The organism is Pseudomonas sp. KnCO4 (assembly GCF_045344305.1).
In the GTDB taxonomy this organism is placed as follows: domain Bacteria; phylum Pseudomonadota; class Gammaproteobacteria; order Pseudomonadales; family Pseudomonadaceae; genus Aquipseudomonas; species Aquipseudomonas anuradhapurensis.
Genome location: NZ_CP174199.1, coordinates 1,171,933 through 1,187,183, shown reverse-complemented (window position 1 = coordinate 1,187,183; position 15,251 = coordinate 1,171,933). Strand labels below are relative to the sequence as shown.

The following is a 15,251-nucleotide window of genomic DNA, read 5'->3' as shown; positions in this document are numbered from 1 at the left end:
CATAAATCGGTCAGAAGGCTGCTCAAGATACACAGCGCCCGGCAGCCAGACAAGCGTCCCAAAGTTGCAGGAATGCGCCACCTACGGCTTGCCTGGCTGGCGGTTGCGCCCGGCGCAACCGCCCTCCTCGTACAGCTGCAGGGCATGCCTGGCCTGCATCCGGGTTACCCTGCGCCGGCCCTCAGCCGGTATTGCGCAGGCCCGCCGCGATACCCGCCACCGTGACCAGCAAGGCCTGCTCCAACGGGCTGTCCAGAGCGGCTTCGCGGCTGCGCGAGCGGGCCAGCAACTCGGCCTGCAGGCGGTGCAGCGGGTCCAGGTAGGTGTTGCGCAGGCGGATGAATTCCAGCGTCTCGGGGCTGTGCGCCAGTAGCACCGGCTGCCCCGTCAGGCCGAGCACCACCTGGCACGACTGCGACAATAGGTCGCGCAGGTGCGCGCCCAACGGCAGCAAGTGCGGTTGCACTAGACGTTCGTCGTAGGCTTCGGCGATCTGCGCATCGGCCTTGGCCAGGACCATCTCGAGCATGTCGATGCGGGTGCGGAAGAACGGCCATTGCTCGCGCATCTGCGCCAGCAGTTCGCCCTGCCCGCGGGCCAGGGCGTTGCTCAGCGCCGTTTCCCAGCCCAGCCAGGCCGGCAGCATCAGGCGGGTCTGGGTCCAGCCGAAGATCCACGGGATCGCCCGCAGGCTTTCGATGCCTCCGGCGCGACGCTTGGCCGGGCGGCTACCCAGCGGCAGGCGCCCGAGTTCCTGCTCCGGCGTCGCCTGGCGGAAGTATTCGACGAAGTCGGGGTTGTCACGCACCACGCTGCGGTAGGCCTTGACGCCATCGGCGGCCAGCTGGTCCATCACCTCGCGCCAGGCCGGCTGCGGCGGCGGCGGTGGCAACAAGGTGGCTTCGAGCACGGCGGCCAGGTACAGGTTGAGGTTCTGCTCGGCAATGCCCGGCAAACCGAACTTGAAGCGGATCATCTCGCCCTGCTCGGTGGTGCGGAAACGCCCCGCCACCGACCCCGGCGGCTGCGACAGGATGGCCGCATGGGCCGGGCCACCGCCGCGGCCAACCGTGCCGCCGCGGCCATGGAACAGCAACAGCTCGACCTGGTGCTCGGTACAGATGCGCACCAGCTCTTCCTGGGCCCGGTACTGCGCCCAGGCCGCGGCGGTGGTACCGGCGTCCTTGGCCGAGTCGGAATAGCCGATCATCACTTCCTGGGGCCCGCGCAACCCGGCGCGATAGCCCGGCAGGCCTAGCAGGCGTTGCATCACCGGGCCGGCGTTGTCGAGGTCGGCCAGGGTCTCGAACAACGGCACCACGCGCATGGGCCGGGTCAGCCCGGCTTCCTTGAGCAGCAGTTGCACCGCCAGCACATCCGAAGCGGCACCCGCCATCGAGATGACGTAGGAGCCCAGCGAGGCCGCTGGCGCAGCGGCGATCTCCCGGCAAGTGGCCAACACCTCGGCAGTGTCCGCCTGTGGCCGGAAATGTGCGGGCAACAGTGGCCGGCGGTTGTTCAGCTCGGCCTGGAGAAACGCGATGCGCTGCTCTTCATCCCAGTCGGCATAGCGGCCCAGGCCCAGGTAGTCGGTTATTTCGCTCAGCGCATCACGGTGGCGGGCGGCGTCCTGGCGCACGTCCAGGCGGCCGAGGAACAGGCCGAAGGTGACCGCGCGGCGCAGGCAGTCGAGCAGCGGGCCTTCGGCAATCACGCCCATGCCGCATTCGTGCAGGGACTGGTAGCACAGCTCCAGCGGTGCGATCAGCTCGCGGTTGTCCACCAGCACATCGGCACCGGCCGGTTGACCGCCGGCCAACGCCGCATGCGCCCAGGCCCGGGTTGCCCGCAGGCGCTCGCGCAGTTGCTTGAGCACCGCCCGGTAGGGTTCGGCGCTGTCGCCGACCCGCTCGCGCAGCGCCGCATTGGCCTGCTGCATGGACAACTCCGAGGCCAATGCATCGATGTCGCGCAGGAACAGGTCGGCAGCCATCCAGCGCGCCAGCAACAGCACCTCGCGGGTGACCGCTGCGGTCACGTTGGGGTTGCCATCGCGGTCGCCGCCCATCCACGAGGCGAAGCGGATCGGTGCGGCTTCCAGCGGCAGACGCAGGCCGGTGGCCTCCAGCAGGGCCTTGTCGACCTTGCGCAGGTGGCTGGGGATGGCGTGCCAGAGTGAATGCTCGATGACCGCAAAGCCCCACTTGGCCTCGTCCACCGGGGTCGGCCGGGTGCGGCGGATCTCCTCGGTGTGCCAGGCTTCGGCGATCAGCCGGCGCAGGCGCTCGCGCACCTGCTGGCGTTCGCCTGCGGTCAGGTCGCGGTGGTCCTGGGCGGCCAACTGGCCGGCAATGGCGTCGTACTTCTGGATCAGGGTACGGCGCGCCACTTCGGTGGGGTGCGCGGTGAGCACCAGCTGGATATCGAGCTTGGCCAACTGCCGGGCCAGGGCATCGTCACTGTGGCCCGCCTGTTTCAGGCGCGCCAGCAACTCCGGCAGCACCCGGGCTTCGAACGGCTCGGGTTGATCGGCATCACGGCGGCGGATCAGCTGGTACTGTTCGGCCATGTTGGCCAGGTTGAGGAACTGGTTGAAGGCCCTGGCCACCGGCAACAGGTCTTCTTCGGCCAGGTCGGCCAGGGTCGAACTCAGTTGTTCGGCAGCGCCGCGGCGGTCGGCCTTGGCACTGTGGCGGATGTCCTCGATCTTCTGCAGGAACGCCTCGCCATGCTGCTGGCGAATGGTTTCGCCAAGCAGCTCACCCAGCACATGGACATCTTCTCGCAAACGCACATCGATATCGGTCATTGGCCTTTCTCCGCCGCAGCTGTGGGCACCTCTGCCGAAGAGTGCCCACAGCCGGGCGGCAATGGCAAGCCATGGTCGGGCAAAGCAAACTAAAGTGAAAGCACAGCACTCCCATGCCATGCACACCAGCAGGCGCAAACAGAGGCCATCATGAAAATCCGTGAACTTGCCCAGCACTGGGAACAGAACGCCGCCGGCCCTCTCAGCCGCACCGGCCATGTCCTGCACCTGGACCTGGAATCCGAAGCGCGCCTGGCCGCGCTGATCGACATGTACCCCAAGCGCACCGCAGAGGAACTGCTCGGTGAACTGGTCGCTGCCGCGCTCGAAGAGCTGGAAGCCAGCTTCCCCTACGTGCAAGGCCGCCAGGTCATCGCCACCGACGAAGAAGGCGACCCGTTGTACGAAGACATCGGCCCTACCCCGCGTTTCCTTTCCCTGTCACGGCAGCACCTGCACGACCTGAGCAACCCTGCGGATGACAGTGGCAAATAACTTCTGCGGCCTGTTCCGGGCCTGCTCAGGCCCGGAATACTGCAGCCGCAAGAGAAAGTTCCGGTCACCCCAGCGCTGACCGATCAGTCAGAAATAGTTGCCTGAAAACGGCACTTTTTTCTGAACTATCCGAAAAACGACCCAGTCACAGCCAATAGCGATCACGCTAAAACCCTGCACCCCGGCGTTGTGCACCGTTGAGCTGAAGCGCGCGGATGTCAGGGAATAGCGATGGACTGCTACGGACAACGTCGTAAACAGGAGTGATCCAATGGAACTGACCATCAAGAAAACCCGCATCAGCAAACCGTCATCCACGCAGGTGCGCGGGTTCAGGCTGGCCGCGCTGGCCCTGGGCAGTAGCCTGGTCCTGGCCGGCTGTGCAGGCAACCCGCCGACCGAGCAGTATGCGGTGACCCAGTCTGCCGTGAACTCTGCCGTCAGCGCTGGCGGCACCGAGTTCGCCGCCGTGGAAATGAAGGCGGCCCAGGACAAGTTCAAGCAGGCCGAAATCGCCATGCACGACAAGAAGTACGACGAAGCCAGGCGCCTGGCCGAGCAGGCCGAGTGGGACGCCCGCCTCGCCGAACGCAAGGCACAGGCGGCCAAGGCCCAGAAGGCCGTGCAGGATGCCCGCCAGGGCGTTCAGGACGTACGTGAGGAAGGCCTGCGCAGCGCTCAGTGAGCCCTGCCCCGCCAACCTCTGCCTTCGCACACGATCAAAGGATGAACACTATGCGCAACCACGTCATGATTCCCGCCCTGCTGGCCCTGAGCGTCGGCCTCGCTGCCTGCTCGCACGACCCGAATGCCAACCTGGAAGCGGCCCGCAGCAACTTCTCCGCGCTGCAGAGCGACCCACAGTCGAGCAAGGTCGCGGCGCTGGAAACCAAGGACGCCCAGGATTGGCTGAACAAGGCCGACAAGGCCTACATGGAGCGTGAAGACGAGCAGAAGGTCGACCAGCTGGCCTACCTGACCAACCAGCGCGTCGAGGTGGCCAAGCAGACCATCGCCCTGCGTACTGCCGAAGGGGAGCTGAAGAACGCCTCGGCGCAGCGTGCCCAGGCCAAGCTGGATGCCCGCGATGCGCAGATCGCCAAGCTGCAGGAAAGCCTCAACGCCAAGCAGACCGATCGCGGCACCCTGGTCACCTTCGGCGACGTGCTGTTCGACTTCAACAAGGCCGAACTCAAGAGCAACGCCTATCCGAACATCACCAAGCTGGCGCAGTTCCTCCAGGAAAACCCGGAGCGCAAGGTGATTGTCGAGGGCTATACCGACAGCGTTGGCTCGGCCAGCTATAACCAGAGCCTGTCCGAACGCCGCGCCAACAGCGTGCGCATGGCGCTGGTGCGTGCCGGCGTCGACCCGGCGCGCATCGTTTCCCAGGGTTATGGCAAGGAGTACCCGGTAGCGGACAACTCGAGCAACTCGGGACGTGCGCAGAACCGTCGGGTGGAGGTGACCATCTCCAACGATAACCAGCCGGTGGCCCCGCGTTCGGTAAGCCAGGTGCAGCAGTAAGGCTGGCTAGCTGAACTGACAAGCCCCGCGAGCGAAGCGGGGCTTTCTTTTGCCTGAACTGGCCTGTTCGCGGGCACGCCCGCTCCCACAAGTACGGCGCCAGTTTCGAGCTTTGCGCGATCCCTGTGGGAGCGGGCGTGCCCGCGAACAGGCCAGCACAGGCAATGAAGACCGAGGATCACTGCACCTGCTGCGGGGTTTCCTCGCCCATGCAACGCACCGCGCGCTTGCGGTTGTCCACCAGCACCCCTGTCAGGCCTTTCTGCTGGGTATCGAACAGCACCAGCACGCCGTCCACGCACTGTGCCACCTGCGCTGCCGGGTCCAGCGAAACCTTGTAGTCCTCGCCGGGGACGGTCTTGAGCATGGTGAAGTCCTGCAACAACAAGGCATCTTCGGGCTTGGCGAAATGCAGGTAACCGTAATACCACAGGGCCCCCACCGTCACGATGATGCTGCCGATGCCGGTCAGGATCAGCGGGATGGCGTTGCGTTCTTCACTCATTGCTTGTTTTTCTCGTCAGGGTAGTTGGGCACTTCGGCCAGCCGCCGCAGGCCGTTGAAATGGGCAGGGTCGTCGAGGAAACGCAGCATCACCTGGCGCCAGGTCGGGTCGGCGAAGGTCTGCACGTGGCCCCCGCGGGTCAGTTGCAGCACCCGCGGCGGTGGCGCGTGCTGGTACAGGCGAATGCCGTTGTCCATCGGTACCAGGGTGTCGTCGATACTGTGGAAGAACAGCTTGGGCGGGCTGCTCAGTTGCTCGACCGAGTGGATCGCGCTGTCGCCATCCGGCACCAGCCATGACAGCGGCACCTGCAACGGCCAGGTCATCCAGGAAGTGCTGAGGGCAAAGCGCCCCACCGCTCGATAGCTGGCCGGCACCCCGTCGAACACCAGGGCGCTGAAGCGCTGGCGCTGCTCGGGGTGCGCCGCCAGGTAGTGGATGGCCATGGCCCCGCCCAGGCTCTGCCCCAGCAGCACCAGCGGCTTGCCCTTGACCTCGGGCGCCTGGTCCAGCCAGGCCATGGCCGCCGCAATGTCCTGGTACACCTCAGGCAGGCTCGGCTCGCCCTGGGACAGGCCATAGCCGCGATAGTCGATCATCAATACCTGGTAGCCCTGCTCCGGCAGCCAGTAGCTGCCGCCCAGGTGCCCCGGCAGGTTGCCACCGTTGCCATGCAGGTGCAGCACCGTGCCCTTGACCGCGACCCCGGCCTTGGCCGGCAACCACCAGCCATGCAAGCGGATACCGTCGGCCGTGGTCAGGGTGACATCGCGGTACTCGAGCCTGGCCCGCTCCGGCGTGAACGGCTGGCCACGCTCGGGATAGAACAGCAAGCTGCTGCAACCGGCCACGGCCAGTGCGGCCAAGCCCAGGGCCAGCAGGCGGCAGCGCTCAGAGAATGTTCGCGTAGTCGGCTTCAATACGGTCCAGGCTCAGGTGGTTGAGGAAGTTGGAGAAACACATCCAGGCTGACAGCGCGTTGAGGTCACGGAACTGCTCAGGCAGATACTTGGGCGGCTCGACCAGGCCCTCCTCGACCAGCTGGCGCAGGGTGCGCATGTCTTCCAGGGTGGTCTTGCCGCAGAACAGCAGCGGGATCTGTTCGAGCTTGCCCTTCTTCACGGCCAACTGAATGTAGTTGTAAACCATGATGAAGCCCTTGAGGTAGGACAAGTCCTTGGTGAATGGCAGGCCATTGGGCACCGAGCCACGGAACACCCGGCTGGCGTTGCTGTAGCTTTGCGCCATTTCGAAGCCCTGCTCGCGGAAGAAGCCGTACACCTGCATGAAGTCGGCGCCCTCCTCGACCATGTGGATGGCGCGGGTGCGGTTGGTGAGCTTGCGCAGGCGGCTGGGGTACGAAGCGAAGGCGATTACTTCCATGAGGATGGCCAGGCCTTCCTGGGTCACCGTCGACGAGGGTGGGCCCTTGGCCAGGAAGGTGCAGATCGGCTGGTTCAGGCCATTGAGCGTGGTGCCCACGTGCACCAGCCCTTCGTGCACCTCCAGGGCGCGTACGTCACGGGCGTTGAACATGGCGTCGGCGCGCACCTTGATGTAGTCCGCCCCGGCCGCGGCGTCCGCGACGATACCGTCGGACTCGAACACGCGGATGGTTTCCTCCGCTTCGCCGAACACTTTGTTCAGCCGGCGCTGGAGGATGGCCACGGCCTCCTTGGCAGTGAGGTTCTTCGGTTCGTCCTTGAGGTCGCCACGGCCATCGATGTTGTTCAGGTAGTCCGACAGCATCAGGCCCAGGTCGGCCAGGGTCGGGTCACCGGCGTGGAAGGCATCCGAGGCCGCGCCGTACAGCTCCTGGGAAATCAGGCCGAAGTCCTCGGTGCCGCGCGCCTCGAGCATGCGGATCACCATGCGGTACTCGCGGCACATGCGCTTCATGATCTGCCCGACCGGGTTGAACTGGCCAAGCTGGCGGATGATGTCGCGCTCGATGCCCTGGAACTCGGCCTTGACCGCACTGGAATCGAACGACAGCGGGCGCGACTGGTAGTAGGCATGGTCGACCGCCGGCGGCTCCTTGCCCTTGGCCTTGAGGAAGCCCTGGCGAATGTTGTCGTCCCACTTCACCGCGTCCAGGACCCGGATCGGGGTCTGCGCCGCGACGATGCGGTCGGACAGGGCACGGATGGTTTGCTGGTATTCGTCCACCGGGGACTCCTTTCTAGTACAAGAAACCTGTGCCGGCCTCTTCGCGGGCTTGCCCGCTCCCACGGGAACGGCGCCACAGTCGAGAGCAGCGCTGTACCTGTGGGAGCGGGCAAGCCCGCGAAGAGGCCGGCACAGGTAATTACTTGCCCGAACGCTGGAACCGCGCCACTTCGACGAACAGGTCGGAGTTGGCCGGGTCGTCCAGGTACGCCAGCACCCGCGCCGCCGGGCTGTCGATCAGCACGCCGTCACCGTTGTCTTCCGGCACTTCGGTACTGCGCCCGAGCAGCTCCTTGTTGTCCACCGCCTGCTGCACCTGCTCGACATCCAGGTTGTAGATGACCAGTTCCTTGCCATCGACGATATCGAAACCGCCGATCAGGAAGTTGCCACCCAGGCGCTTGGGCACGCCAGCCGACAGGTACCAGCGGTTGCCGTGGCGCGACACGGTGAACACGTATTCCTCGGGGGCCTTGCCCTTGGCCGTGGCCACCGCCTTGTAGGCATCGCCGCTACTGCGGCTGATCACCAGCTTCAGCGGCTCGCCCCAGGCATCCTTGCTGCTCCACTTGCCGAGCAGCGCCTTGGGCGCCGCCTGGTTGCTGGGCAACGGCTCGTGGAAGGTCACCAGACAACCGCCCAGCAGCAGGAATGACAGAGTCAACAGCACCACACGCCAGGCTTTCATCCGGTTCTCCTTGAAAAGTCAGTCTCGGCTCAGGCCGATGCCAGCACCAGCTGCAGGTATCGGGTAAGCATAGCGAGCATCTGCCCATCGGCTTGCGCGTTGGCGTCCTTGAGCAGGCCCTGATATTCCATCTGCTCGATAATCGCCGTCAACATTTGGGCGTCCTGTTCCGGTTGCCGAGAGCCGACCACTTGCAGCAATTGCCGGGTGCCATGCAACAGGATCTGGTCGTGGGCGCACACCAGTTCGGCCAGGCGCGGGCACAGCAGCGCCTCCTGGCGGAAGGCCTGCTCGGCGATCAGGTAGTCGCGGCGATTCAACAGCTGGCGTTGCACGTAGTCGGCGGTCATGCGCGCCACTTCGTCGGCCAGCCGTGCCCGCGCCTGCGGGCTGCCGTCGCCCTGGGCGAGCAACTGGCGCAACACCACCTCGGTGTTGGCCCACAGCTTGGCCATGTAGGCGGCGCTGCGCTCGACGTATTGGGCGAAGGTATCGGTGAGCAGGTCCTCGATATCCTTGAAGTAATAGGTGGTGGCCGACAATGGCACGCCAGCCTCGGCGGCCACCGCGCGGTGGCGCACCCCGCGCACGCCGTCGCGCACGACGATGCGCATGGCGGCGTCGAGGATCAGCTGGCGGCGCTGTTCGCTGCCTTGGCGGGCAGTCTTGCGGCCCTGGTATTGCACGCTTTCGGCGACGGCGGTGGCGATGCCGGCGGCGCCCTGGTGAGGCATTGCGGGTGTCACGGGGGTACCTCATGGACAGTGTTTCGTCTGTGCCGGCCTCTTCGCGGGCGCGCCCGCTCCCACAGGGGCCCCACAACAGTCAGGAGCTGTGGGAGCGGGCGCGCCCGCGAAGAGGCCGGTACAGACAACATAAAGCTTCAGGCAAGAAAAAGCCGCCTCGAAAGGCGGCTGATTCAAACGGCTCAGGCTTGCGGACGCATGTGCGGGAACAGGATCACGTCGCGGATCGAGGGCGAGTTGGTCAGCAGCATCACCAGACGGTCGATACCAATGCCTTCACCTGCGGTCGGCGGCATGCCGTATTCCAGGGCACGTACGAAATCGGCGTCGTAGTGCATGGCTTCGTCGTCACCGGCGTCCTTCTCGGCCACCTGGGCCAGGAAGCGCTCGGCCTGGTCTTCGGCATCGTTCAGCTCGGAGTAGGCGTTGGCGATCTCGCGGCCACCGATGAACAGCTCGAAACGGTCAGTGACCGCCGGGTTGTCGTCGTTGCGACGGGCCAGCGGCGACACTTCGAACGGGTACTCGGTGATGAAGTGCGGCTGCTCCAGCTTGTGCTCGACCAGCTCTTCGAAAATCATCACCTGCAGCTTGCCCAGGCCTTCGTGGCCCAGCACCTTGGCGCCGGCCTTCTTGGCAATCTCGCGGGCACGGTCGACGTCCTGCAGGTCGGCAGCGGTCAGTTCCGGGTTGTACTTGAGGATGGAGTCGAACACCGACAGGCGGGCGAACGGCTCGCCGAAGTGGAACACCTTGTCGCCGTACGGCACGTCGGTGCTGCCCAGTACCAGCTGGGCCAGTTCGCGGAACAGTTCCTCGGTGAGGTCCATGTTGTCGCGGTAGTCGGCGTAGGCCTGGTAGAACTCGAGCATGGTGAACTCAGGGTTGTGCCGGGTGGAAACGCCTTCGTTACGGAAGTTGCGGTTGATTTCGAAGACTTTTTCGAAGCCACCAACCACCAGCCGCTTGAGGTACAGCTCCGGCGCGATACGCAGGAACATGGCCATGTCCAGGGCGTTGTGGTGGGTTTCGAACGGCTTGGCCGCGGCACCGCCAGGGATGGTCTGCAGCATCGGCGTCTCGACTTCGAGGAAGTCGCGCTCGCTGAGGAACTTGCGGATGTGCGAGATCACCTGCGAACGCACACGGAAGGTGTGGCGGGTTTCTTCGTTGACCATCAGGTCGACGTAACGCTGGCGGTAGCGCTGCTCGGTGTCGGTCAGGCCGTGGTGCTTGTCGGGCAGCGGGCGCAGCGACTTGGTCAGCAGGCGCACGTTGGTCATTTCGACGTACAGGTCGCCCTTGCCGGAACGGGCCAGGGTGCCTTCGGCGCTGATGATATCGCCCAGGTCCCAGGTCTTGACCGCGGCCAGGGTTTCTTCGGGCAGGGTCTTGCGGTTGACATAGACCTGGATGCGCCCGGTCATGTCCTGGATGACCATGAACGAGCCACGGTTGAGCATGATGCGACCAGCGACCTTGACCGGAATCGCTGCAGCTTCCAGTTCTTCCTTGGTCTTGTCCGCGTACTGTTTCTGCAGGTCGTTGCAGTAGCTGTCGCGACGGAAGTCATTGGGGAAGGCATTGCCCTTGGCGCGCTCGGCGGCAAGCTTTTCCTTGCGCAGGGCGATCAGGGCGTTTTCTTCCTGTTGCAGGTCTTGCACGTCGGTCTTGAGGTCGCTCATTTCGTCATTCTTTCCATCAGGTGTTCGGTGCCCCTGTCGGGCAGGGCACGCGGTACTGGCCCCAGGCCGGGTACCGCGGCAGTTGTGTGCGGTTTACAGCCCCTGCTTGAGGCTCGCTTCCAGGTACTGGTCGAGGTCGCCGTCCAGGACCTTCTGGCAGTCGCTGCGCTCGACACCGGTGCGCAGGTCCTTGATACGCGAGTCGTCCAGCACGTAGGAGCGGATCTGGTGGCCCCAGCCGATGTCCGACTTGCTGTCTTCCAGCGCCTGCGAGGCGGCGTTGCGCTTTTGCATTTCCAGCTCGTACAACTTGGCCCGCAGCATCTTCATGGCGGTGTCCTTGTTGGCGTGCTGGCTGCGTTCGTTCTGGCACGCCACCACGGTGTTGGTCGGCACGTGGGTGATACGTACCGCCGAGTCGGTGGTGTTCACGTGCTGGCCACCGGCACCGGAGGAGCGGTAGGTATCGATGCGCAGGTCGGCCGGGTTGATCTCGATCTCGACCTTGTCGTCGATCTCGGGCGACACGAATACCGCCGAGAACGAGGTGTGGCGACGGGCACCGGAGTCGAACGGGCTCTTGCGCACCAGGCGGTGCACACCGATTTCGGTACGCAGCCAGCCGAAGGCGTACTCGCCCTTGATGTGCACGGTGGCGCCCTTGATCCCGGCGACTTCACCTTCGGAAAGCTCGATGATGGTGGCGTCGAAACCACGCTTGTCGGCCCAGCGCAGGTACATGCGCAGCAGGATGTTGGCCCAGTCCTGCGCCTCGGTACCACCGGAGCCGGCCTGGATGTCCAGGTAGGCGTTGTTCATGTCCATCTCGCCGCTGAACATGCGACGGAACTCAAGCTGGGCCAGTTTTTCTTCCAGGCCTTCCAGCTCGGTCACGACGTCGCCGACGGCGCCTTCGTCATTTTCCTCGACGGCCATGTCGAGCAGGTCCTGGCAGTCGGCCAGGCCGCCGGACAGCTTGTCCAGGGTCTCGACGACCTGGGCCAGCATGGCCCGTTCGCGGCCCAGGGCCTGGGCGTACTCGGGCTTGTTCCAGACGTTGGGGTCTTCCAGCTCGCGGTTGACTTCGATCAGGCGGTCATGCTTGTGATCGTAGTCAAAGATACCCCCGAATGGACTGGGAACGCTCGGTGAGGTCCTTGATGGTGTTCAGGATCGGTTGGATTTCCATGGATGGGCGGCCCTCGTGCGAATTCGGTGAAAAGCCCGCGAGTATAACCCAGTCAGGGCCGTCACGGCAGACCCGCTGAGCAGCTTGTATTGCATTCCAGGCATCCCCTGACCACACAAAACCGCGCCATTGAACACGGCTTTAAACGTTCACACGCCAGACACGCAGCGTCTATCACACCCCCACTTGCACTGCAACTAACAGACTTACCAGTAGACGCCTACCCTTGTTCAAATAATCATGAACACGACGGATGAATACTGCGTTCAAGCGCCGTCATAGAATACTTGTCACAGAATATTGAAGGCATATCAAGATCCGTCACCCTGGTAGCCACGCCACCCCTAATGCACGGTATTCTGCTTCTTCGACCGATAGAGGTATCTATGAACACTCAAGAGCACTTTGAATTCATAAACTTTCCTGACGAAGCATCTAAACAAAAGGTCAAAGAAACGTTCGAGCGCCTTAATAAAGGTCACCTCTCCGGACATCCCAGCAATGAAGAATGCAAGCCCTTGAAACCCCTGACCGAGCTTATACTGCGAGATGGATACTCTATTGATGGCAAGCATTATATTGACATAGAAACAATAAAAGAAAACTCCAACTGGTTAGATTTTACCTATGATTACCCCGGATTGGAGTGCCTCGACCAAGAGGGCTTGGTACGGATATCAATCAGCGCCTCCATAGACGGATCAACGACAATTAGACTTGTCAGCGTAGACCCAGAAACATGGGATGGAAGTATTAAATGGAATGTGCAAAATCCCTCACCAGGCTTCAAATTTTATACTTTTTTCAAAATCGTTATTTGGTACAGTGACCGTGAGGAGCCCATCATTATAGTCGGGCCGCGTCGCGACTATGAATTGAGATAGCAAGCGTCCTCGGGCAACTTCTGCGCTGTCGACGAACTACCAGCGACAGTGCAAAGCTTCAGGCGATACCGACCTGGTTGCGGCCATTGCTCTTGGCGATGTACAAGCCCTTGTCCGCCGCCAAAATCAGCGGCCGGCTATGGCTGCAGATGGCCGGGGGCAGGGTTGCCAGGCCGATGCTCACGGTCAGGTACGAGCCGGCCGTCGGCGCGGGCACCGGAGGAGCGGTAGGTGTCGATGTGCAGGTCGGCCGGATTGATCTCGATCTCGACCTTGTCGTCGATCTCGGGCGACACGAATACCGAAACCACGCTTGTCGGCCCCGCGCAGGTACATGCGCAGCAGGATGTTGGCCCAGTCCTGCGCCTAGGCTCTGTACGAAAAGCCTTGATACTTGTTCACGCTGCGTTGAAAACAGCCTCGGAATGCTCATGTACTCCAGTACACTCCGCTTCCTCGGCTGTTTTCGCCTTGCCTGACCTGCGTCTCAAGACTTTTCATGAGCCTAGGTACCACCGGAGCCGGCCTGGATGTCCAGGTGGCGTTGTTCATGTCCATCTCGCCGCTGAACATGCGACGGAACTCAAACTGGGCCAGTTTTTCTTCCAAGCCTTCCAGCTCGGTCACGACGTCGCCGGGCGCCTTCATCATTTTTACGCGACGGCCATGTCGAGCAGGTCCTGGCAGTCGGCCAGGCCGTCGGACAGCTTGTACAGGGCCTGGGCGTACTCGGGCTTGTTCCAGACGTTGGGTCTTCCAGCTCGCGGCTGACTTCGATCAGGCGGTCATGCTTGTGATCGTAGTCAAAGATAACCCCGAATGGACAGGGAACGCTCGGTGAGGTCCTTGATGCTGTTCAGGATCGGTTGGATTTCCATGGATGGGTGGCCCTCGTGCGAGTTCGGTGAAAAGCCCGCGGGTATAAGCTAGCCTGGGGCGTCACGGCAGACCCGCTGAGCAGCTTGTATTGGATCCCCGGCAGCCCTCGCGTGGCAGTAATCATGCCATCGAAACTAGTATTTTTGCCAGTTGTTGGAACGCGTCATCGCGCAGAACATTGATCCGGCAGGCCCTTCCCAATCAGCAAAGGCAAAACCACATGACAACTTTTACCGACAAGCATTTAGATGCATTCGAAAACTTCGAAATTCTTCCCCCCCGTTCATACCGGCTCAACGGATGACACTATCAAGGTGCCTGAGGGCAGAGAAAAGACAGTTCCATTTGAATTGGAGTACCCCGGAATCTCCAAAGATATCCCTGACGTAAACCGTGTAAACGTGTGGTTCTTTGTTGAACAGATAGGCGTGGTATTTGAGTTGACAGCCGAGGAAGCACTGACGCCACAGACACTGAAAACTGATGTCCAAACAATCGCGTTCGGCGGCCGCGTGCCCAAGACTCTAAGGGTTTTCGCTAGCGTGCACGTTTGGGTCAGCGGGAGCGAAACCCTTAGCGCACGATCAGCTGACAGACTCTATAAAGTAACGTTCGAGTGAGACCTACCGCAGCCCTGTGTACGGGCCGCGGCACTTAAGTGTTTCAAGCAATCCCGACCTGGTTGCGCCCATTGTTCTTCGCCTGGTACAGGCCCTTGTCGGCGGCAGAGATCAGCTGCCGGCTATGGCTGCCGATGGCCGGGGTCTGGGTTGCCAGGCCGATGCTCACGGTCAGGTACGAGTCCGCCGTCGGCGCGGTGTGCGGGATACCCAGGCCCAATATGGTCTGGCGCAGCTTTTCGGCCACCAGGCGCGCTCCACCCTGCGAGGTGCTGGGCAACACCAGGACGAACTCCTCGCCGCCATAGCGCGCTGGCAGGTCGGTCGGCCGCGAGCACACGCCGCGGATCGCCTCGGCCACCTGGCGCAAGGCCTCGTCCCCGGCCAGGTGGCCGAAGCTGTCGTTGTAGGCCTTGAAGAAGTCCACGTCGATCATCAGCAGCGACAACTGCTGCTGCTCACGCATGGCGCGGCGCCATTCCAGCTCGAGGTATTCGTCGAAGTGGCGGCGGTTGGACAACCCGGTCAGGCCATCGGAGTTCATCAGCCGCTGCAGCATCAGGTTGGAGTCGAGCAATTGCTGCTGGCTGACGCGCAAGGCACGGTAGGCCTCGTCGCGCTGCAGCAGGGTCAGGTAGGAACGTGAGTGGTAGCGAATGCGCGCCACCAGCTCGATGGTGTCCGGCAGCTTGACCAGGTAGTCGTTGGCCCCGGCCGCAAAGGCCGCGCTCTTGACCAGCGGGTCTTCCTTGGTCGACAGGACGATGATCGGGATGTCCTGGGTCGCCGGGTTGTTGCGGTACTCGCGTACCAGGGTCAGCCCGTCCAGGCCAGGCATGATCAGGTCCTGGAGAATCACCGTAGGCTTGATGCGCACCGCCTGGGCCACCGCCTGGTGCGGGTCGGCGCAGAAATGGAAGTCGATGTTGTCCTCGTTGGCCAGGCCACGCCGCACCGCCTCGCCGATCATGGCCTGGTCGTCGACCAGCAGTACCATCGCCGCGTTTTCGTTGGTGGTGGTGAAACCTTCGATCGGTAAGTCATTCATGGCTGTT

General features: G+C 63.1%; 13 protein-coding genes and 2 pseudogenes. 4 read left to right on the top strand and 11 right to left on the bottom strand.

Annotated elements, in window-relative coordinates; all coding sequences use genetic code 11:
• Positions 1-181: 181 nt before the first annotated feature.
• Entirely contained in the window at positions 182-2,809 is a 2,628-nt protein-coding gene (gene ppc, locus ACJA3S_RS05560) for a phosphoenolpyruvate carboxylase (RefSeq protein WP_406821103.1), read from the bottom strand.
• Positions 2,810-2,959: 150 nt separating this feature from the next.
• On the opposite strand from ppc, the gene ACJA3S_RS05555 reads away from it, so the two are divergent.
• The 3 genes from ACJA3S_RS05555 (at position 2,960) to ACJA3S_RS05545 (ending at position 4,831) form a co-directional block, all read left to right on the top strand.
• Positions 2,960-3,304 carry a pilin assembly protein gene (locus ACJA3S_RS05555; protein WP_406821102.1) on the top strand — a complete coding sequence of 115 codons (345 nt, stop codon included), beginning with the start codon at positions 2,960-2,962 and terminating at the stop codon, positions 3,302-3,304.
• A 271-nt stretch (positions 3,305-3,575) separates the two neighbouring features.
• Positions 3,576-3,989, top strand: coding sequence for a DUF4398 domain-containing protein (locus ACJA3S_RS05550; protein ID WP_406821101.1), 414 nt, complete (start codon positions 3,576-3,578; stop codon positions 3,987-3,989).
• A gap of 50 nt (positions 3,990-4,039) precedes the next feature.
• Entirely contained in the window at positions 4,040-4,831 is a 792-nt protein-coding gene (locus ACJA3S_RS05545) for an OmpA family protein (protein ID WP_170028571.1), read from the top strand.
• A 178-nt stretch (positions 4,832-5,009) separates the two neighbouring features.
• Here ACJA3S_RS05545 and ACJA3S_RS05540 read toward each other — a convergent pair whose 3' ends face one another.
• The 7 genes from ACJA3S_RS05540 to prfB (ACJA3S_RS05510) all read right to left on the bottom strand — a co-directional run bounded on the left by ACJA3S_RS05540 (position 5,010) and on the right by prfB (ACJA3S_RS05510) (position 11,813).
• Complete coding sequence (locus tag ACJA3S_RS05540; protein ID WP_170028569.1) at positions 5,010-5,336, bottom strand: hypothetical protein; 327 nt, start codon at positions 5,334-5,336, stop codon at positions 5,010-5,012.
• Entirely contained in the window at positions 5,333-6,256 is a 924-nt protein-coding gene (locus ACJA3S_RS05535; RefSeq protein ID WP_406821100.1) for an alpha/beta hydrolase, read from the bottom strand. Before ACJA3S_RS05535 ends, ACJA3S_RS05540 begins: the two co-directional genes overlap by 4 nt.
• Complete coding sequence (locus ACJA3S_RS05530) at positions 6,228-7,505, bottom strand: flavohemoglobin expression-modulating QEGLA motif protein (protein WP_406821099.1); 1,278 nt, start codon at positions 7,503-7,505, stop codon at positions 6,228-6,230. Before ACJA3S_RS05530 ends, ACJA3S_RS05535 begins: the two co-directional genes overlap by 29 nt.
• Positions 7,506-7,644: 139 nt before the next feature.
• Positions 7,645-8,193, bottom strand: coding sequence for a hypothetical protein (locus ACJA3S_RS05525; RefSeq protein WP_406821098.1), 549 nt, complete (start codon positions 8,191-8,193; stop codon positions 7,645-7,647).
• Positions 8,194-8,222: 29 nt separating this feature from the next.
• Positions 8,223-8,927, bottom strand: coding sequence for a TetR/AcrR family transcriptional regulator (locus ACJA3S_RS05520; RefSeq protein WP_170034060.1), 705 nt, complete (start codon positions 8,925-8,927; stop codon positions 8,223-8,225).
• 194 nt (positions 8,928-9,121) lie between these two features.
• Entirely contained in the window at positions 9,122-10,624 is a 1,503-nt protein-coding gene (gene lysS, locus ACJA3S_RS05515) for a lysine--tRNA ligase (protein ID WP_406821097.1), read from the bottom strand.
• Positions 10,625-10,717: 93 nt separating this feature from the next.
• A protein-coding gene (gene prfB, locus ACJA3S_RS05510) for a peptide chain release factor 2 (protein ID WP_108480361.1) occupies positions 10,718-11,813 on the bottom strand; the annotation gives its coding sequence in 2 pieces (ribosomal slippage) (positions 10,718-11,740 and positions 11,742-11,813; 1,095 coding nt in all).
• Between the two features lie 386 nt (positions 11,814-12,199).
• On the opposite strand from prfB (ACJA3S_RS05510), the gene ACJA3S_RS05505 reads away from it, so the two are divergent.
• The gene (locus tag ACJA3S_RS05505) at positions 12,200-12,697 is read left to right on the top strand and encodes a hypothetical protein (protein ID WP_406821096.1); all 498 of its coding nucleotides are present in this window, start codon (positions 12,200-12,202) and stop codon (positions 12,695-12,697) included.
• A 58-nt stretch (positions 12,698-12,755) separates the two neighbouring features.
• Here the strand turns inward: ACJA3S_RS05505 and ACJA3S_RS05500 are convergent.
• The 3 genes and pseudogenes from ACJA3S_RS05500 to wspR all read right to left on the bottom strand — a co-directional run.
• A pseudogene (locus tag ACJA3S_RS05500) lies at positions 12,756-12,896 on the bottom strand (diguanylate cyclase response regulator); the annotation flags it as partial.
• 13 nt (positions 12,897-12,909) lie between these two features.
• Positions 12,910-13,575, bottom strand: a pseudogene (gene prfB, locus ACJA3S_RS05495) (peptide chain release factor 2); the annotation flags it as partial.
• A gap of 664 nt (positions 13,576-14,239) precedes the next feature.
• The gene (wspR, locus tag ACJA3S_RS05490) at positions 14,240-15,244 is read right to left on the bottom strand and encodes a Wsp signal transduction system regulator diguanylate cyclase WspR (RefSeq protein WP_406821095.1); all 1,005 of its coding nucleotides are present in this window, start codon (positions 15,242-15,244) and stop codon (positions 14,240-14,242) included.
• Positions 15,245-15,251 lie beyond the last annotated feature (7 nt).